This window comes from Sphingomonas sp. CCH21-G11, from assembly GCF_001555965.1.
Taxonomy (GTDB): Bacteria; Pseudomonadota; Alphaproteobacteria; order Sphingomonadales; family Sphingomonadaceae; genus Sphingomonas.
Genome location: NZ_LSHX01000054.1, coordinates 40,629 through 58,645, shown reverse-complemented (window position 1 = coordinate 58,645; position 18,017 = coordinate 40,629). Strand labels below are relative to the sequence as shown.

General features: G+C 68.3%; 16 protein-coding genes and 2 tRNA genes. 5 read left to right on the top strand and 13 right to left on the bottom strand.

What is annotated here, in order from left to right:
- The first annotated feature begins 11 nt into the window (after positions 1 to 11).
- Positions 12 to 404, top strand: coding sequence for a hypothetical protein (locus AX676_RS14900; RefSeq protein WP_066483504.1), 393 nt, complete (start codon positions 12 to 14; stop codon positions 402 to 404).
- A 6-nt stretch (positions 405 to 410) separates the two neighbouring features.
- Here AX676_RS14900 and AX676_RS14895 read toward each other — a convergent pair whose 3' ends face one another.
- Together AX676_RS14895 and hisC are read right to left on the bottom strand one after the other, a co-directional pair.
- Positions 411 to 1,319 (bottom strand): prephenate/arogenate dehydrogenase family protein, encoded by a 909-nt coding sequence (locus AX676_RS14895; protein WP_066483500.1) that lies wholly within the window; start codon positions 1,317 to 1,319, stop codon positions 411 to 413.
- Positions 1,319 to 2,413 (bottom strand): histidinol-phosphate transaminase, encoded by a 1,095-nt coding sequence (gene hisC / locus AX676_RS14890; RefSeq protein ID WP_066483499.1) that lies wholly within the window; start codon positions 2,411 to 2,413, stop codon positions 1,319 to 1,321. Before hisC ends, AX676_RS14895 begins: the two co-directional genes overlap by 1 nt.
- Positions 2,414 to 2,808: 395 nt before the next feature.
- Here hisC and metX point away from each other — a divergent pair, with 395 nt between their 5' ends.
- Positions 2,809 to 3,927 carry a homoserine O-acetyltransferase MetX gene (gene metX / locus AX676_RS14885; protein WP_066483496.1) on the top strand — a complete coding sequence of 373 codons (1,119 nt, stop codon included), beginning with the start codon at positions 2,809 to 2,811 and terminating at the stop codon, positions 3,925 to 3,927.
- On the top strand, positions 3,924 to 4,514 hold the full coding sequence (metW, locus tag AX676_RS14880) for a methionine biosynthesis protein MetW (RefSeq protein ID WP_066544436.1): 591 nt from the start codon (positions 3,924 to 3,926) through the stop codon (positions 4,512 to 4,514). The genes metX and metW overlap by 4 nt, the downstream gene beginning before the upstream one ends.
- 55 nt (positions 4,515 to 4,569) lie before the next feature.
- Here metW and AX676_RS14875 read toward each other — a convergent pair whose 3' ends face one another.
- Positions 4,570 to 5,754, bottom strand: coding sequence for a hypothetical protein (locus tag AX676_RS14875; protein WP_066483493.1), 1,185 nt, complete (start codon positions 5,752 to 5,754; stop codon positions 4,570 to 4,572).
- Between the two features lie 301 nt (positions 5,755 to 6,055).
- On the opposite strand from AX676_RS14875, the gene AX676_RS14870 reads away from it, so the two are divergent.
- Complete coding sequence (locus AX676_RS14870; protein WP_066483492.1) at positions 6,056 to 9,259, top strand: amidohydrolase family protein; 3,204 nt, start codon at positions 6,056 to 6,058, stop codon at positions 9,257 to 9,259.
- A gap of 13 nt (positions 9,260 to 9,272) precedes the next feature.
- On the opposite strand, the gene AX676_RS14865 is transcribed toward AX676_RS14870, so the two are convergent.
- Positions 9,273 to 9,347: transfer RNA gene (locus AX676_RS14865), tRNA-Thr, on the bottom strand.
- A gap of 98 nt (positions 9,348 to 9,445) precedes the next feature.
- Here AX676_RS14865 and AX676_RS18480 point away from each other — a divergent pair.
- Entirely contained in the window at positions 9,446 to 9,574 is a 129-nt protein-coding gene (locus AX676_RS18480; protein ID WP_269450175.1) for a hypothetical protein, read from the top strand.
- Positions 9,575 to 9,621: 47 nt separating this feature from the next.
- Here the strand turns inward: AX676_RS18480 and AX676_RS14860 are convergent.
- From AX676_RS14860 to AX676_RS14820, 9 genes are all read right to left on the bottom strand, one after another.
- Positions 9,622 to 9,708, bottom strand: a tRNA-Leu gene (locus tag AX676_RS14860).
- Positions 9,709 to 9,844: 136 nt separating this feature from the next.
- The gene (locus AX676_RS14855; protein WP_066483489.1) at positions 9,845 to 10,117 is read right to left on the bottom strand and encodes a hypothetical protein; all 273 of its coding nucleotides are present in this window, start codon (positions 10,115 to 10,117) and stop codon (positions 9,845 to 9,847) included.
- A 154-nt stretch (positions 10,118 to 10,271) separates the two neighbouring features.
- Entirely contained in the window at positions 10,272 to 11,342 is a 1,071-nt protein-coding gene (gene aroC, locus AX676_RS14850) for a chorismate synthase (RefSeq protein ID WP_066483487.1), read from the bottom strand.
- Positions 11,339 to 11,740, bottom strand: a complete 402-nt coding sequence (locus AX676_RS14845; RefSeq protein ID WP_066483486.1) for a hypothetical protein — start codon at positions 11,738 to 11,740, stop codon at positions 11,339 to 11,341. The genes aroC and AX676_RS14845 overlap by 4 nt, the downstream gene beginning before the upstream one ends.
- On the bottom strand, positions 11,740 to 12,543 hold the full coding sequence (gene fabI / locus AX676_RS14840; protein ID WP_066483485.1) for an enoyl-ACP reductase FabI: 804 nt from the start codon (positions 12,541 to 12,543) through the stop codon (positions 11,740 to 11,742). Before fabI ends, AX676_RS14845 begins: the two co-directional genes overlap by 1 nt.
- Positions 12,540 to 13,403, bottom strand: coding sequence for a YihY/virulence factor BrkB family protein (locus AX676_RS14835; RefSeq protein WP_066483484.1), 864 nt, complete (start codon positions 13,401 to 13,403; stop codon positions 12,540 to 12,542). Before AX676_RS14835 ends, fabI begins: the two co-directional genes overlap by 4 nt.
- A gap of 49 nt (positions 13,404 to 13,452) precedes the next feature.
- Positions 13,453 to 14,391, bottom strand: coding sequence for a DnaJ C-terminal domain-containing protein (locus AX676_RS14830; protein WP_066483483.1), 939 nt, complete (start codon positions 14,389 to 14,391; stop codon positions 13,453 to 13,455).
- A gap of 108 nt (positions 14,392 to 14,499) precedes the next feature.
- A complete protein-coding gene (locus AX676_RS14825) occupies positions 14,500 to 15,387 on the bottom strand; it encodes a transglutaminase family protein (protein WP_066483480.1) in 888 nt (295 codons plus the stop codon).
- 4 nt (positions 15,388 to 15,391) lie between these two features.
- Positions 15,392 to 17,875 carry a circularly permuted type 2 ATP-grasp protein gene (locus tag AX676_RS14820; RefSeq protein ID WP_066483479.1) on the bottom strand — a complete coding sequence of 828 codons (2,484 nt, stop codon included), beginning with the start codon at positions 17,873 to 17,875 and terminating at the stop codon, positions 15,392 to 15,394.
- Between the last annotated feature and the right edge of the window lie 142 nt (positions 17,876 to 18,017).

Sequence of the window (18,017 nt, the reverse complement as noted above, 5' to 3'; positions counted from 1 at the left end):
GAAGCCCGTCCATGTCAACGCTCGAGATATTGCCGATCCTGGCCTATGTTCTGGCGGTCGTCGTGATCCTGCTGGTCGCGACGCGACGCGAAGCGGCCGCGTCGTCCTGGCTGTTCCCCGCGCTGATCGCTGCGGCGTTCATCGCCTTTTCGGCGGTCACATTTGTTGGCGAAGGGCTGATCCAGTTCTGGGTCAACCACACCACCAATCTGGCCGGGAACCAGGTGTGGTTCGACCTGCTGTCAGCCGTCACGATTTCCTTCTACCTGATCGCGCCGCGCGCGCGTGCGGTGGGCATGAAACTGTTGCCCTGGGGCATTGCGGTGTTCGCGACCGCGTGCATCGCCTTGCTGCCGATGGTGGCGCGGCTGATGTGGCTGGAGGCAGCGCAGCGACGCGCCTGAACGCGCTCAGTCATGGGTGCGCCCAAAATCCTCGCGCGGGTCGTCCTGACCCTGCTCGACGATCGACCGGCGCACGTCGCGGGTGCGGCTGAACAGATCGAACAGTTCGTCGCCCTTGCCCCAGCGGATCGCGCGTTGCAGCGCGCTCAGATCCTCTGAAAAACGCTGGAGCATGTCGAGCACCGCCTCGCGATTGCCCAGGAACACGTCGCGCCACATCGTCGGGTCGGACGCGGCGATGCGGGTGAAATCGCGAAAGCCGCCGGCCGAATATTTGATGACTTCGGACTGGGTGACTTCCTCCAGGTCCGACGCGGTGCCGACGATGGTATAGGCGATCAGGTGAGGCAGATGGCTGGTGACGGCCAGCACGCGGTCATGATGGTCGGGCGCCATCACTTCGATCTGCGCGCCCAGCGCCTGCCAGAAGGCCGACAGGCGGGCGACATTCGCCGGGTCGGTGCCGTCGGGCGGGGTCAGGATGCACCAGCGGTTGCGGAACAGCGTGGCAAAGCCCGCCTCCGGGCCGCTGCGCTCGGTGCCGGCGACCGGATGGGCGGGGATGACAACATGACCCGGCAGCGCGTTCTGCAGCGCCTCGACGACGCTACTTTTGCATGATCCGACATCGCTGATGATCGTGCCCGTGCGCACCCCCGGCGCGATGGCGCGGGCAGCGGCCGCCATCGCGCCCACCGGCACGCACAGGATGACCAGATCGGCATCGGCGACGGCGGCGGCGGAATCCTCGTCGATCCGCGCACACAGGTCCAGCCGACGGGCGGTGTCGCGCACCTTCGGGTCGGCATCATAGCCGCTGACCGGGCAATCGGGCAGGTCGGTGGCGACCGCGCGCGCGATCGACGATCCGATCAGCCCCAGGCCGATGATGGCGACACGGGTGATGCCGTCCATCAGCTGCCGACAATCTCGCGCAGCGCCTGCGCGAGCCCGCGCGTCTCCTCCTCGGTGCCGATGGTGATGCGCAGGCCGTGGGGCAGGCCCTGACCGGGCAGCCAGCGGACGATATAGCCGCGCGCCATCAGCGCGTTGTAGGCGGCCTCCGCGCTCACCGCGCCTTCGAACAGCACCAGCAGGAAATTGGCGCGCGACGGCACGCTGCGCAGCCCGGCATTGCCGAGCGCCTTTACCTCGTCCTCGAGCCAGGCACGCCACTTGGCGTTATGCGCGCGGGTGTCCGCGACAAATTGCTGATCGGCCAGCGCGGCGATCGCGGCCTTCTGACCCGCCGTGGTGATGTTGAACGGCGCGCGGATGCGATGCATCGCCGCGACCGCGTCGGCCGACCCATAGCCCCAGCCGATCCGTTCGGCGGCCAGACCGTAGATTTTCGAGAAGGTGCGCGTGACGATCACATTGGGCCGGGTGCGGGCGAGTTCGAGCGCATGATCGTCCTCGTCCGCGTCGATATATTCGGCATAGGCCTGATCGATCACCAGCATGACGTCGGCGGGCAGGGCCGCATGAAGCCGCGCGATTTCCGCGCGCGGGGTGAATGTGCCCGTCGGATTGTTGGGATTGGCGACATAGACGATGCGGGTGCGGGGCGTCACCGCCGCCAGGATCGCATCGACATCGGTCGCATAGTCGCGATCGGGGGCGATCACCGGTGTCGCGCCCACCCGCCGCGCGGCGATCTCATAGACCGAAAAGCCGTAGCGCACGAACACCACTTCGTCGCCGGCCCCGGCATAGGCCCCGGCGACGAGGTGAAGCACCTCGTCCGATCCGGTGCCATAGATGATGCGCGCGGGATCGAGATCATGGACGGCGGCGATCGCGTCGCGAAGGTCGCCGGCCGCCGCGTCGGGATAGCGCGCGAGCGTATCGTTCGCAGCGCGAAACGCGGCATCGGCGTGCGGCGAGCAGCCGAGCGGATTTTCGTTCGACGACAGCTTGGCACGGACGGTGACGCCGTCGATCTTCGATCGACCGGGGACATAGGGGGCGATCGCCATGATCCAGGGCTTGGGCGTGGGTGCGTTCATGGCCCAGCCGATTGGCGCAAGCGGGCTGGATTGGCAAGCGGCGGGGGTGGGTGCACCAGCCTTCCCGGCTTCCCGTCCGTTCTCCCTACCCTTCCGTCCGTTTCGAGCGTAGTCGAGAAACGTGTCTCGACTTCGCTCGACACGAACGGGTGGCTGGAGATTGAACCGGGCAACCTCACGCCTCCCCGCGCCCGCCGGGGGCCCCGGAAGACTGACCAGCGATTAACGTCACCCCCGCCTTGCGCCCGGGTCCCGCTTTTCTTCGTCGGGATCAGGCAACGGGATGCCGGATCAAGTTCGGGGTGACGTGAACCGTCTGCCTACAAAATGCGGGATCAAAGCATGCTTCATGCACTCCGCTTGCACCGGCCGTTGCCGCACCGTAACTGCGCGCCATGCCCGATGACGACCGTTTCGGCCTGCGCCGCACTGTCACGCTGCCCGGCCCGTTGCGGCTGGACAGCGGGGTGCTCTTCTCTCCGGTCGACATCGCCTATGAAACCTATGGCACGCTCGACGAAAACGCCGCCAACGCGATCCTGATCTGTCACGCGCTGACCGGCGACCAGTTCGTGGCATCCGAGCATCCGGTAACGGGCAAGCCCGGCTGGTGGACGCGCATGGTGGGACCGGGCAAGCCGATCGACCCGGCGCGGCATTTCGTCATCTGTGCCAATGTCATCGGCAGCTGCATGGGATCCTCCGGCCCGGCGACGGTCAACCCGGCGACCGGCGCGCCCTGGGCCATGGGCTTTCCGGTCATCACCATCCGCGACATGGTGAAGGCGCAGGCGATGCTGCTCGACCATCTCGGCATCCCCCGGCTGCGCGCCGTGGTCGGCGGGTCGATGGGCGGCATGCAGGCGCTCGGCTGGGCGGCGACCTTTCCCGATCGCGTGGAAGCCGCGGTGGTCATCGCCGCCACCGCGCGCCATTCGGCCCAGAACATCGCCTTTCACGAAGTCGGGCGCCAGGCGATCATGGCCGATCCGCGCTGGCGCGGCGGCGATTATTATGCCGACAACGATCCGCCTGCCGCGGGCCTGGCGGTCGCACGGATGGCCGCGCACATCACCTATCTGTCGGAGGCTGGCCTAACCGCCAAGTTCGGCCGCCGGCTGCAGGGGCGCGACGCCAAGTCGTTCGGTTTCGACGCGGATTTTCAGGTCGAAAGCTATTTGCGCCACCAGGGAATCAGTTTCGTCGACCGGTTCGACGCCAACGCCTATCTCTACATCACCCGCGCGCTCGACTATTTCGACCTGGCGGAGGAGCATGGCGGGCTGCTCGCCAATGCGTTCCGGGACAGCCGGGCGCGCTTCTGCATCGTCAGCTTCGACACCGACTGGCTCTATCCAACCAGCGAATCGCGCGCGATCGTCCACGCGCTCAACGCCGCCGGCGCGCGCGCGAGCTTTGTCGAGCTGCATTCCCCGTTCGGTCACGACGCCTTTCTGCTGGAAAGTCCCGAACTGAACCGCGTGATCGACGGGTTCCTGAGGGCGGGGGAGTGACCGCGCTGCGCCCGGACCTGGCGATCATCGCCGCCAACGTCGCCACCGGCGCGCGCGCGCTCGACATCGGCTGCGGCGACGGCCAGCTGATGGCGGCGCTGCGCGACGACCGCGGCGTCGATGCGCGCGGGCTGGAGATCGACGCGGAAAACGTCGCCGCCGCCGTCGCGCGCGGGCTGTCGGTCGTCCAGGGCGATGCCGACACCGATCTGGCGGGCTATCCCGACAAGAGCTTCGACTATGCGATCCTGAGCCAGACGCTGCAGACGACGCGTCGGCCCGACCTGGTGCTCGACCATCTGCTGCGCATCGGCGAGCGGGCGTTCGTGTCGTTTCCCAATTTCGCGCACTGGCGCAACCGCGTGTCGCTGCTGACCGGCGGGCGGATGCCGGTGACCCGCCTGCTGCCGATGCGCTGGTACGACACCCCCAACATCCACCATCTGACGATCGAGGACTTTCACGCGTTCGTGCGCGCGCGCGGCATCCGGGTGGAGGGGCGCTGGTTCCTCGCCAATGGCGGCGCCACGCGTTCGTCCTGGGCGAACGTACTGGCCGAGCACGCGGTGTTCCTGTTGCGACGCTGATCGAGGTACCGACCCGTTGCGATCGGGCCGGCACCTCATTCGTCGGGCCGTCAGCTTATAGCGACCCGGTGCCGAGAAGTTCGGTGGCGGTCGACGCCGGCACCGACAGTCCAACCGCGAGTTCGAGCGACGCGCCTGGTCCGAGCAGCTCGGGACCCGCCGCGATCGACTCGTCCGACGCGAAGATGACCCGCCCGGCGTCGCGCGTGCCGACATTGGTCGGTGCGCCCGATGCGGGGGCAGCGTCGCGGAAGGTGAGGTTGTCGATGCCGAAATAATCGAGCGTGCTGCCGTCGCCGTCATTGGCATTGATCTCGACACGGCGCGCTCCGCCGAGCAGCGCCGGATCAAAGCTGAACGTTTCCGCACCCTGGTCGACCGACAGATTGACCGTGCCGAGCGGAATTGTGCCCGCTTCGTCGGCAAAGGCGGTGACGCTGATGTTCAGGCCGTTGCGGAACGCCGCCGACAGGTCCGCCGAAAGCAGGTCGAAGGGCGCTTCGCGGCTGAAGACCAGCGCCGATCCGGCGGCCGCGTCCTCGTAGCCGGCGATTTCCGTGCCGCCCGCTTCCGCGATGAACGCGATGTTCGACCCCGATGTCGCGGTATAGCCCGGCAGCGACCCGTCGACGGACAGAACCGCGGTCTGCGACCAGTTGAACCCGGCATAGCCGTCGCCGATCCGCGCTTCCTGCCCGGCTGCGAGCGCGATATCGTCGAAGGTGATGACGGTGACGGTATCGCGGACGGTAAGGTTGTCGATACCGAAATAGTCGAGCGTGCTGCTATCGCCGTCATTGGCGTTGATCTCGACGCGACGCGCCCCGCCGAACAGCGCGGGGTCGAAGCTGAACGTCGTTGCACCCTGATTGACGACCAGCGTTACCGTGCCGAGCGGAATCGTGCCCGCTTCGTCGGCAAAGGCCGTAACGCCGATATTCAGCCCGCTGCGGAATGCCGCCGACAGGTCGGCCGAGATCAGGTCGAAGGGGCGATCGCGAGTAAAGACGAGCGCCGATCCGGCGGCCGCATCCTCGTAGCCGCCAATTTCCGTGCCGCCCGCTTCCGCGATGAACGCGATGTTCGACCCCGATGTCGCGGTATAGCCCGGCAACGTCCCATCAACGGACAGGATCGCGGTCTGCGACCAATTGAAGCCAGCGTAACCGTCGCCGATCCGGGCCTCCTGTCCCGAACCGAGCACGATATCGTCAAATGTGATGACAGTATTGTTAAACATATGCTTGCGAGCCCCTCTCTTTTTATGGTGGCCCGTCTAATCTATCCTCATCCACTACTGGGTCTATACATCGTATCAAGCAATTTTTCTATAATTGCGCTATTCGTTTCTTGCCGCGGCAAGTCGTTCTCAAGACAGGACGAATTAGGCATCCGCAAATCCAGCCTTCATCCGCACGACGCGACGAAGGCGATGACCATGCCGGGCGCGTCCGCCGCCCGGTCGCGGCGATCAACGCTTGCACTTCGCTCGCCGACCGATAGCTTCCGGCACAAGCAACGCCGTCCCAGGGAGCACCCCCATGATCCGCACCACCGTCAGCGCGCTCGCGCTAACCCTCGCGCTCGCCGCCCCCGCCGCGAATGCCCAGGAAGACAAGCCGAAATGGGACGTCAACGCCCCCACGGGGGCGACGTTGCGCCAGGTGCCGATCGACACCGACGAGGGCAGCTGGATGGACCTGGACGTCAGCCCGGACGGACGGACGGTCGCGTTCACGCTGCTGGGCGACATCTACACCATGCCGATCGCCGGCGGCGCGGCGACGCGGATCGCCGACGGGCTGGCGTGGGAAGTGCAGCCGCGCTTCTCGCCCGACGGGCGGCGCATCGCGTTCACCTCCGACCGGGGCGGCGGCGACAATATCTGGGTGATGAACGTCGACGGCAGCGACAAGCGCCAGGTGACCAAGGAGGATTTCCGCCTCTTGAACCAGCCGAGCTGGTCACCCGACGGCCAGTTCATCGTCGCCAAGAAGCACTTCACCACCGGTCGTTCGCTGGGCACGGGCGAGGTCTGGCTCTACCATGTGTCGGGCGGCGGCGGGGTCCAGCTGGTCAAGCGGCCGAACGAGCAGCACCAGAAGGAACTGGGCGAGCCCGTCTATGCGCGCGACGGCAAATCGGTGTTCTTCACCCGCAATGTGACGCCGGGCCCGATCTTTGAATATGCGCAGGATTCGAACACCGACCTGTTCCATATCGAACGCTATGACCTGGCGAGCGGCGAGACGACGACCGCGGTCGCGGGGCTGGGCGGATCGGTGCGGCCGACGCCGTCGCCCGACGGGACCAAGCTGGCATTCGTCCGGCGCGAGGCGACGCGGTCCAAGCTTTACATCAAGGACATGGTGTCGGGCGCGGAGCGCAAGGTTTCCGACCTGCTCGACCAGGACGTGCAGGAAACCTGGGCGGTCACCGGGGTCTATCCCAACATGGCGTGGACGCCCGACGGCAAGTCGCTGCTGTTCTGGGCCAAGGGCAAGATCAACCGCGTCGACGCGGACGGATCGAAGGCGGCGGTCATCCCGTTCCGGGTCAACGACACCCGCGCCGTCGCCGACGCGCCGCACCCGCAAATCACCGTCGCGCCGGATCGCCTCGCAACCCGCATGGTGCGTTTCGCCAGCGTGTCGCCCGACGGCGCACAGGTGGTGTTCGAATCGCTCGGCAAATTGTGGGTGAAGCCGACCGCCGGCGGCACGGCCAGGCGGCTGACCCGCGGCGGCGACGAACTGGAACTGTTTCCCGCATGGTCGCGCGACGGCAAGTCGATCGTATTCGTCGGCTGGACCGACGCGAAGCTGGGCAGCGTGCGCATCGTCCCGGCAGGCGGCGGCGCCCCGCGCACCATCACCAGCCAGCCCGGCCATTATCGCCGCCCGGCGTTTTCGCCTGACGGCCGCACCATCGTATTCGAACGGGGTGAAGGCGGCGGGCTGACGTCGCCCGGATGGTCGGAAAATGCCGGCATCTATCGCGTCGGCGTCAGCGGCGGCACCCCGGCGCTCGTCGCCAGCGACGGCACCCGGCCGCAATTCGGGAGCGCCAACGACCGGCTGTTCTGGGTCGAGCGCAAGGACGGCAAGCTCCAGCTCGTCTCCGCCGACCTTTCGGGCCAGGCGCGGCGCACCCACGCGACCGGCGAGCTCGCGAGCGACTTCGTCGTGTCGCCCGACGGCCAGTCGGTGGCGTTCCGCCAGAATTACGAAGCCTTTGTCATGCCGCTGATGCCGGGTGGCCAGGCCGTGGCGGTCGCGCCCAAGGCCGACGGCCTGCCGGTGACCCGGGTCAGCTCGGGCGGTGCGGATTATCTCAACTGGTCGGGCAATGGCGCGCGGCTCCACTGGAGCATGGGGCCGATGCTGCTCGGCGCCGACCGCGCCGCCTTGTTCCCCGCCGCCCCGCCGGCCAAGGACGCGCCACGCTTCACCCCGCCGACGACGGGCGTCGACCTGTCGATGCCGGTCGACGCCGCCAAACCGCGCGGGACGGTGGTGCTCACCAATGCGCGCATCGTGACGATGTCGGCGGCGGATGGCGGGATCATCGACGACGGCGCGATCGTGATCGAGGGCGACCGCATCGTCGCGGTCGGCCAGCTCGCTGCGATGACGCTGCCCGCCGGCGCCACCACGATCGACCTGGCCGGCAAGACGATCGTGCCCGGCTTCGTCGACGCGCATGCGCACGGGCCACAGGGCGACGACGATCTGGTCCCGCAACAGAACTGGTCGCTGGTCCAGAACCTTGCGCTCGGCACCACGACGATCCACGACCCGTCGAGCCAGGCCAGCCACATCTTCGTGGCCCAGGAGCGCCAGCGTGCCGGCACGCTGCTCGGCCCGCGCATCTTTTCGACCGGCGAGATCATCTATGGGGCCAAGGCGGCCGATGTCTATGCGGAGATCAACGGCTATGACGACGCGCTCGCGCATCTGCGCCGGCTGAAGGCGCAGGGCGCGCATTCGGTCAAGAACTACAACCAGCCGCGCCGCGAACAGCGCCAGCAGGTCGTCGCCGCCGCGCGTGCGGAGGGAATGCAGGTGGTGGCCGAGGGCGGATCGCTGTTCGGCATGGACATGAACCTGATCGCCGACGGCAATTCGACGCTCGAGCACAACGTCCCGCTCGAATATTTCTACAAGGACGTCGTCGACTTCTTCGCCGCCTCACAGACTTATTACACGCCGACGCTGGTGGTCAGCTATGGCGGGCTGGCCGGCGACCCCTATTGGCGCCAGGCGACCAACATCTACGAACATCCGCTGCTCAAGGCGCATACCCCGCCCGCCCAGCTGCTCGCCGAAGGCGCGCGCGTGACCAAGGCGCCCGACAGCAATTTCGTCGATGACGACAATGCCCGCGAAGCCGCGAAGCTTGCCGCGCGCGGCGTGCCGGTGTCGATCGGCGCGCACGGGCAACAGGCCGGGATCGGCACCCATTGGGAACTCTGGTCGTTCGTGCGCGGCGGGATGACCCCTGTGCAGGCGCTTGCCGCGGGCACGATCACCGCGGCGAAGTCGCTGGGCATGGCCCGCGACATCGGCTCGATCGAGGCGGGCAAGCTCGCCGACCTGGTCGTGCTCGACGCCGATCCGACCCAGGACATCCGCAATTCGGACAAGGTCCATCGCGTCATGCTGGGCGGGCGGATGTACGATCCGGTGACAATGAACGAAGTCGCCACCGGTACCGCGAAGCGCCTGCCCTATTGGTGGGAATGACGCGGAACGAAAATGGTGCTGCCGGTGAGGATTGAACTCACGACCTCAGCCTTACCAAGGATGCGCTCTACCACTGAGCTACGGCAGCACTCGCCCGTTCGGGACGCCCCGCTTGGCGGGGAGCGGCCTATGTGCAGGTGACGGGCCGATTGTCAAGGCGCACCCGCCTGCGATAGCAAAGGGCCGATGACGAACGAGGACCAGACGCGCAAGGAAAGGCTGGCCCGGGCGCTGCGCGAAAACCTGCGCCGCCGCAAGGCGCAGGCGCGCGCGACGCCGGTCGAAACGCCTTCGCGCGACAGCGCTTCGGATTGAGGGCCGACGCCGCCGCGGCGGCGATCACCGGCCAGGCCGGTAAAGGATGGTGCGGTCGAGAAGACTCGAACTTCCACGGCCTTTCGGCCACAACGACCTCAACGTTGCGCGTCTACCAGTTCCGCCACGACCGCACATCCTGATGGCCGGGCTTCCCCGGCTGCTGGCAGGCGGCTGCCCCTAGCAAAGCACCGACAGCGTGGCAACCGGCGATTGCAACGCCACGCGCCGGGATTGCCGGACCCCGGCAATCCCGGCACGCGGCATGACTCAGCGTGTCGGATCGGGCGACGGCGCGGCGTCGTCGGTGGTGTTGTCGGTCGACGGCTCGGCGGGCGTCGGGTTGCCGGTGGTCGGGTCCGTCGGCGTCGGATCGGTCGGCTTCGTCGTTTCGGGCGTCATGCCGTGATCCGATTCGGTCGCATCGTTGGTGATCACGGTGTTGTTGCCGGCATCCGGATCGCCGGGGGGCGGGGACACCTGGGCGAGCGCGGCGGTCGAGCCACACAGGATGAGCAGGCTGGCGAGGGTACGGGTACGCATGAACTAAACTCCTGATGACCAAGGGGTCATCCGGACAATGGGCGTCACGCCGCAGAGGTCCATAGCGCGGCGAACCGCTGGCCGCGCGATCGGGGCCGCTGACCCGCGAAGTGCCCGAACGCCGCGACTGGCCGTCGGGCGCGGCCAGCGTTGTTCACCCGCATTGCGCGCGGTGGAGCAGCTTCTGGTCGGCCAGCACGAGCGCGACCATCGCCTCGACCACCGGGGTGCCGCGGATGCCGACGCACGGATCGTGGCGGCCGCGCGTGACGATTTCGGTCGCGTCGCCCGCGCGGGTGATAGTTTCGACCGGGGTCAGGATCGAGCTGGTCGGCTTGAACGCGGCGCGCACCCGGATCGGCTGGCCGGTCGAAATGCCCCCGGCGATCCCGCCGGCATGGTTGGACAGGAAATCCGGCTGCCCCGCCGCGCCGGGGCGCATCGCGTCGGCATTGGCCTCGCCGCTCAGCGTCGCGGCCGCAAAACCGTCGCCGATCTCGACCCCCTTGACCGCGTTGATCGACATGAGCGCGGCGGCAAGCTCGGCGTCGAGCTTGGCATAGAGCGGCGCACCCCAGCCGCCGGGCACCCCCGTCGCTTCGCACGCAATGACCGCGCCCAGCGACGAGCCCGCCTTGCGCGCCTCGTCGATCCGGGCCTCCCACCGCGCGGCGGCGACGGGGTCGGGGCAGAAGAACGGATTGCGGTCGATCTCGGTCGGGTCGAAGCGGGTCGCATCGATGGTGTCGCCGCCGATCGCCTCGACCCAGGCGGTCAGCGTCACCTCGGGGATGACCAGACGCGCCACCGCACCGGCGGCGACGCGCGCGGCGGTTTCGCGCGCCGAAGACCGCCCGCCGCCGCGATAGTCGCGAAAGCCGTATTTGACGTCATAGGCATAGTCGGCGTGGCCGGGACGATAGGCCTGGGCGACGTCGCCATAATCCTTTGAACGCTGGTCGACATTCTCGATCATCAGACTGATCGGCGTGCCGGTCGTGCGCCCTTCGAACACGCCGGACAGGATGCGGACCTGATCGGGCTCCCGGCGCTGGGTGGTGAAGCGCGATTGCCCCGGCCGGCGGCGATCGAGAAAGGGCTGGATATCGGCTTCGCCCAGCGCGATGCCCGGCGGGCAGCCGTCGATCACCACGCCGAGCGCGGGCCCGTGGCTTTCCCCCCAGGTGGTGAAGCGGAATACCCGGCCGAAGCTGTTGAAGCTCATTGCGCCCCGATCTCCGACTGGCGGGTCAGCCTGGGGATTTCGGCGCGCGGGCGAAAGCGCAGCGCCGACCAGTCGGCGTCGATCGCGACCTGGGTGACGGGAAGAAAATCGCGCGCCGCCAGCGGCTGCCACCCCGTATCGCGCGACATGTCGCTGCGGATCGCACCCGATTTCTTGGGATAGGCGAACCACAAGCGCGCACCGGGACGATGCGCGGGCAGGAGCCGCGCCGCGAGCGGCTCGACATCCGCCGAACCGGTCACGAACGCGATGGTCAGGTCGGCGTCGTCGGCCGGCCCCGACGGCAGCGGCAGCACGTCCGCCAGCGCATCCGGTCGGCCGATCGCACAGCCCGTCATTCCGGGCTTGAAGCCGAGCTTGGCAAGCACCGCGCCCATCAGGCGAGCGCGATGTCCGGCGCGTCCTCCGCCTTCATGCCGATCACGTTGTAACCGGCGTCGACATGGTGGATTTCGCCGGTCACGCCGCTCGCCAGGTCGCTCAGCAGATAGAGGCCCGCGCCGCCGACATCCTCGATCGTGACATTGCGCTTCATCGGCGCGTTCAGTTCGTTCCATTTCAGAATGTAGCGGAAATCGCCGATGCCGCTCGCCGCCAGCGTCTTGATCGGCCCGGCCGAGATGGCGTTGACGCGGATATTGTCGCGACCCAGGTCGGCGGCGAGGTATTTGACCGAGGTGTCGAGCGCGGACTTCGCAACGCCCATCACATTGTAATGGGGCACGACCTTTTCCGAGCCATAGTAAGTCAGCGTCAGCAGGCTGCCGCCGTTCGGCATCATCGCGCGCGCGCGCCGCGCGATCGCGGTGAACGAATAGACGCTGATGTTCATCGTCATCAGGAAATTGTCGAGGCTGGTGTCGTAATAGCGTCCGCGCAGCTCGGTCTTGTCCGAAAAGCCGATGGCATGGACGACGAAATCGATCGTCGGCCAGTGTTCGGCCAGCGTCGCGAAGGTCGCGTCCAGCTTGGCCATGTCCGACACGTCGCAATCGATCAGGATCGGGGCGCCCAGCTGTTCGGCGAGCGGGCGGACCCGGCGTTCGAGCGCCTCGCCTTGATAGGTGAACGCCAGTTCGGCACCCTGTTCCGCCAGTTTCTTCGCGATACCCCATGCCAGCGAACGATCATTGGCCAGCCCCATGATCAGCCCGCGCTTTCCCGCCATCAATCCCGTCACGTCGCCCTCTTCGCGTCTTCGTCCGGCGCGCCTTCTAGCCCGGTCGCGCTGCGTTGCGCCAGCGCCGCGTTCAATTCGGCGCCGATCACCACGCCCAGCCCGATCAGCTGAAAGAACACCAGGGCGATCATCACCCCGGCGAGGCTGCCGTAAGTGAGGTCGTAATTGGCGAGCGTCCCCAGCACGACCGGCAGCAGCGCGGTGGTGCCCAGCCACCACAGGGTCGTCAACAGGGCACCCGGCCATTTCGGACATCCCCGACGGTAACGGCCCGGCGTCAGGCTGTAGAACAGGAAATACATCGCCACGAACAGCGCGACCGCCGGCGCGATCCGCGACAGCGAGACGAGATCGGCGGCATCCTGGGCAAAGGGCAGGACGCGGACGATGAACGCCTCGACCGCAGTCAGGATCACCTGCAGCGCGAACGCGACGAGGACCATGACGACGCTGAGGATGATCAGCCCCATCGAGGTCAATCGATACTCCCAAAACGGCCGGCTCATCGACGTGCCATAGGCCTGGCGAAGGATCGAGCGGATCGTTTCGATGAAGCCCGCGGTGGTCCACAGCCCGACCAGCGCGCCGATCCACAACAGCGCGCCAGACCGCGCCGCGATGACGTCGGTGACCGGCCCGGCCAGGACGTCGGCGACATCGGGCGGCACGGTGCGCAGGAAAGCGACCAGCGCGCGCTCACCGTCGCCGGTGCGCCCGAACAGGCCGGCGACTGCGGCGGCAACGATGAAGAAGGGAAACAGGGTCAGCAGCGACAGATAGGCGAGGTTGCCCGAATGGGTGAAGCCGCGCTCGACCGACTTGACCGCCACCTGTTTGGTTACCGACCAGATTTCGGACATCGTCGTCCCCCTTCGTGCCGCCTGTCACCGGGAAACGGTCGGCCCGCGCTCAAGGATCCAATCGCCGTCGCGGATCATGGCGGTCGCGCCCCGGCCAGCCGCGGACGAATTCGACCAGTGCGTCATCCTCGACCGGCAGGTCGATCATCAGCGTGACCAGCTGGTCGCCGCGCCCGCCGCCCTTCTTGTGAAAGCCGCGGCCCTTCAGGCGCAGCACCTTGCCCGACGTCGCGCCCTTGGGAACAGTGAGCATCACGGTGCCCTCGACGGTCGGCACGCGGACCTGCGCGCCCAGCACCGCTTCGGCCAGCGTGATCGGCAGGTCGAGCCGGACATCGTCGCCGTCGCGGGTGAAGTAGCGGTGCGGCTGCACCTCGATCGTCACGATCGCATCGCCCGGCCCGCCCGGTCCCGGCTGGCCCTTGCCCGCCAGACGCAACTGGGTGCCGCTGTCGACGCCGGGCGCGAGCTTGAGGTCGATCGTCTTGCCGTCGCCCAGCGTGATGCGCTGGGGCGCGAGCGTCGCCGCATCGACGAACGGCACCGCCAGGCGATAGGGGGTGTTCGCGCCCTTGGGCTGGGCACGACGTCCGAAGCCGCCGAAACCGCTGGCGAAACCGCCGCCGGGGCGCGATCCGCCGCCCTGGCCGAACAGCCCCTCGAAAATGTCGCTGAAGTCGCCGCCCTCGCCGGAAAAATCGAACTGGCCGCCGCCGGGGCGAAAGCCGCCGCCATTCCCCGCACCGAAGCCATAGGGCGCGGTCGGATTGCCCTCGCCGTCGATCTCGCCGCGGTCGAAACGGGCGCGCTTGTCCTTGTCGGTCAGCAGGTCATAGGCCTGCGTGACCTTGGCAAACCGCTCCGAAGCCCGGGGATTGTCCTTGTTGTAATCGGGATGCAGCTCCTTGGCGAGCTTGCGATAAGCCTTCTTGATCTCGCCCTCGCTCGCGGTGCGCGCCACGCCAAGCGTCGCATAGGGATCAGCCATCTGGTCTCCGAACCGTTCCTGGCACCCCCAAGGGGTGCGTTGATGCGGCATAGCACTTAGTCGCCGGGGGCGCCCGATTAAAGACGGTGGGCCTTCCGGCGGTGCCGATCAGGCCGGGTCGGCCAGCGGCTCGACATCGACCGACACCTGCATCGCCTGCGCGCCCGACCCCAGCACGACGCCGTCGATCGGCGCGACATCGCCATAGTCGCGCCCGACCGCCATGACGATATGGTCGCCCGCCATCCAGATGCCGTTGGTCGGATCGACCCCGATCCAGCCGCGTTCGGCCCCGCACCAGATCAGCACCCACGCATGGGTGGCGTCAGCACCGACCAGCCGCGGCTGTCCCGGCGGCGGCAGCGTGCGGATATAGCCGGAGGCATAGGCGGCGGGCAGACCGGCCGCGCGCAGCCCGCTCAGCATGATCTGGGCGAAATCCTGGCAAACCCCGCCGCGCTTGGCAAAGGCCTCCGCGGGCGGGGTGTCGACGAGCGTCGCGGTGGGGTCGAACGCGAATTCGCGCTGGATCCGCTGCGCCAGCGCGATGCCGGCCTCAAGGACGCCGCGATCGGGATCGAGGTCGCTGGCGCACCATTGCGCGATGTCGACGTCGAGCGGGATGCGGGGCGAGGGGAAGAGATAGGCGGCCGGGCCGGCGGCGCGCATGTCGCCGCTCGATCGCGCCGCCGCCGCGACCGCCGCGACGCTCGGATCGTCGGGTGCCGGCATCGGTACCGCGCGGTCGACCGCGACGCAGGCCAGGCTTTCGATCGTCAGCGTCCGGGTCGGCTGGGTGATCACCAGCCGGGTGACGTTGGCCAGGCCGGTATTGAAGCTCGCCGCGGTCATCTCGCCGCCCGGCTCGACCGACAGATGGTGACGTTCCAGGCGCTGACCGTCCCAGGCGATCGGGCGCAGCCGGAGGTTGCAACGCGCGAACGCCGCCGGCTCGGCATAGTCGAAGCGGGTCACATGGCGGATGGCGTAACGCATCGCGTCAGGCGAGCGTCAGGCCGCCGGCGCGCAGAGGCTCCGCGCCATGCAGGAAATAGCGCCGCGCAATCGCGTCCGAGACCTGCCCGACCTGGTTCGCCCAGTCGTCGAGCGTGCCGGCATCGATCTGTTCGACCCGCGCGATCTGCACCGCGGCCTGCAACGCCTCCGCCAGCGCCTGTTGCGGTTCGGCCAGCCCATGGTCGGACAGGACGGGCAGGCGACGGAGATGATCGAGGATCGTCGCGGTCTGGAAGGCCAGGCTGCGGGGGTTGCCGGGATCGAGCAGCACGAGATCGAGGATGGGACGGCGCGCGATCGCGCCCAGATAGCGCTGGCGATAGCTGATCTGGCTGTCGGCCAGGTCGAGGAGCGTCGACAGGTCGTCGCCGCTCGCGTCCTCCGCCATGAATGCGCTAACGATGCGCAGGATCGTCGCCGCGCGCTCGATCCGGCGGCCGAGGTCGTGGAAACGCCACGCATCGGTGCGCGCCATGTGTTCGGCGGCCAGCCCCGCCATCGCGGCGTAGCGGCGCTGGAGCGAGCCCGCGCGGTCGAGCAGCGTGCCGCCCTGGGGAAAGGGCGCGTCGAGCAGGCGGATCATGTCCGCCGACAAGCGCTCGCGCGACACCGATCCGATGGTGCGCGCCTGGCCGATGATCGCGCGCACGCCATACCAGCCGCGATGCCCGTCCAATGCCGCTTCGGCAAACTCGGCGAGGTCGGTGCGCGACCGGGTCGGCGGGGCGGGCGCGGCGCCGGCGGCACGGATCAGGTCGACGAGCCGCGTGACGGTGTCCGCCGCGAGTGCGGCACCGGTGTCCGCGCTGATCGAATGGCCGAGCAGGACGCGGATGACGCCGAGCAATGCCTCGCCACGCTCCAGATAGCGGCCGAGCCAGAACAGGTTGTCGGCGACCCGGCTGGGCAGCGTGCCGGGGTTGCGGCGGATCTCGATGGCGCCCGCCGTCGGCAATAGCGAGATGGCCGGCACCGGATCGGGGCCATGGACGCAGACATCGGCCGACCAGCTGCCCTCCCCCATCACCGCCGCGCGCGTGTCGGGCCCGGTGCCGATCCGCGCCAGACCGCCGGGCATCACCACCCATTGCCCGTCGGCACCGCGCGCAGCGAACACCCGCAGCGTGAACGGCCGCGCCGCCAGCGCACCTTCGATCACCACCGGCATCGTCGACAGCCGTACGACCTCCCGCCCCGCATAATCCTGGGGCCGGCGCTTCAGGTCAGCGGCCAGCGCCGCGCGCTCGGAACGGCCGAGCGATGCGCCCATCACCGGCTCCGCACCCGGCAGGCCGAGCGGCGCGGGGCCAAAGGCCGGCCCGATCAACCGCTCGTCAAGATGGGCGAGCATATCATCCGCCGCGGCCGGATCGCCGCACCACCAGGTCGCGATATTGGGCAGAGTGAGCGGGCGGCCAAGCATGCGCCGGGCAAGCTGGGGCAGAAAGGCCATGAAGGCCGGTGCTTCGAGCACGCCGACGCCGGGGGCATTGGCGATGACGACATTGCCCGCCGCCATGGCGTCGACCAGGCCGGCGACCCCGATCTGCGAGGCGGAATCGAACACCAGCGGGTCGAGGAACTGGGGATCGATCCGCCGCCACAGCGCATCGATGCGCTTCAGCCCGGCAATGGTGCGGACATAGACCTTGCCGTCGATCGCGGCGAGATCGGCACCTTCGACCAGGAGGAAGCCGAGATAGCGCGCCAGATGCGCCTGTTCGGCATAGCTCGGGTTGAACCGGCCGGGAGTCAGCAGCCCGATGCGCGGATCGGTGCGACGGCACGACGCGGCCAGCCCCTCGCGCATCGCCGCGAAAAAGGGTGCGTGGCGCTCGATGTTGAGGCGAAGCTGCAGCCCGCTGATCGTCCGCGCGATCGCCAGCCGGTTTTCGAGCGCATAGCCGGCACCCGCCGGCGAGCGCAGATGATCAGCCAGCACGCGCCAGCCGCCATCGGGATCGCGCGCCAGATCGGCGGCGTAGAAATGCAGGTGGCGGCCGCCCGGCGGCGACATTCCCGCCATCGCACGCAGGAAATAGGGGCTGCCGGTGGCAAGCGCCGCGGGCAGCGCGCCATCGGCCATCAGCGTCGCCGGGCCATACAGGTCGGCCAGCACGGTTTCCATCAGCTCCGCGCGCTCGACGATGCCGGCTTCGACCTGCCGCCAATCGTCGCGATCGATCATCAGCGGCACCGGCGACAGCGGCCAGGGCCGCTCCTCGCGCTCGCCGGGAATGCGGTAGCCGGTGCCGATATCGTCGGCGTGGCGCTGCGCCCGCTCGCGTGCCTGATCCAGCGTGGGCGCCGCGCCGGCCAGTTCCTCGATCATCGTCGACCAGGCCGCGCGCGACGCGCCGGTTGCGGCGCACAGGGCATCCACGCCCGAATCGGCGGCGCAATAGGCGCGTTCCCATGCGCGCGCATTGTCGCTTGATTCAGGGGGTGTCGCCGATGCGCTAGCCATCGCAGTCCATGAGTGGCGCCTTCAATCCCGGTGTCGCCCCGCCGGGCGACCGGGCCGGGTGACGTGACCACAAAGGCCATGACAGCGCAACCGCGTTGCGCACCGCGGCGCATGCAAATCGAAACGCCGGTGTGGCACGTGT

Excerpts from the sequence above, each read along its gene's own strand:
- AX676_RS14900 (WP_066483504.1), top strand. The coding sequence starts at position 12 with ATGTCAACGCTCGAGATATTGCCGATCCTGGCCTATGTTCTGGCGGTC.
- AX676_RS14895 (WP_066483500.1), bottom strand. The coding sequence starts at position 1,319 with ATGGACGGCATCACCCGTGTCGCCATCATCGGCCTGGGGCTGATCGGA.
- hisC (WP_066483499.1), bottom strand. The coding sequence starts at position 2,413 with ATGAACGCACCCACGCCCAAGCCCTGGATCATGGCGATCGCCCCCTAT.
- metX (WP_066483496.1), top strand. The coding sequence starts at position 2,809 with ATGCCCGATGACGACCGTTTCGGCCTGCGCCGCACTGTCACGCTGCCC.
- AX676_RS14875 (WP_066483493.1), bottom strand. The coding sequence starts at position 5,754 with ATGTTTAACAATACTGTCATCACATTTGACGATATCGTGCTCGGTTCG.
- AX676_RS14870 (WP_066483492.1), top strand. The coding sequence starts at position 6,056 with ATGATCCGCACCACCGTCAGCGCGCTCGCGCTAACCCTCGCGCTCGCC.
- AX676_RS18480 (WP_269450175.1), top strand. The coding sequence starts at position 9,446 with ATGACGAACGAGGACCAGACGCGCAAGGAAAGGCTGGCCCGGGCGCTG.
- AX676_RS14855 (WP_066483489.1), bottom strand. The coding sequence starts at position 10,117 with ATGCGTACCCGTACCCTCGCCAGCCTGCTCATCCTGTGTGGCTCGACC.
- aroC (WP_066483487.1), bottom strand. The coding sequence starts at position 11,342 with ATGAGCTTCAACAGCTTCGGCCGGGTATTCCGCTTCACCACCTGGGGG.
- AX676_RS14845 (WP_066483486.1), bottom strand. The coding sequence starts at position 11,740 with ATGGGCGCGGTGCTTGCCAAGCTCGGCTTCAAGCCCGGAATGACGGGC.
- AX676_RS14835 (WP_066483484.1), bottom strand. The coding sequence starts at position 13,403 with ATGTCCGAAATCTGGTCGGTAACCAAACAGGTGGCGGTCAAGTCGGTC.
- AX676_RS14830 (WP_066483483.1), bottom strand. The coding sequence starts at position 14,391 with ATGGCTGATCCCTATGCGACGCTTGGCGTGGCGCGCACCGCGAGCGAG.
- AX676_RS14825 (WP_066483480.1), bottom strand. The coding sequence starts at position 15,387 with ATGCGTTACGCCATCCGCCATGTGACCCGCTTCGACTATGCCGAGCCG.
- AX676_RS14820 (WP_066483479.1), bottom strand. The coding sequence starts at position 17,875 with ATGGCTAGCGCATCGGCGACACCCCCTGAATCAAGCGACAATGCGCGC.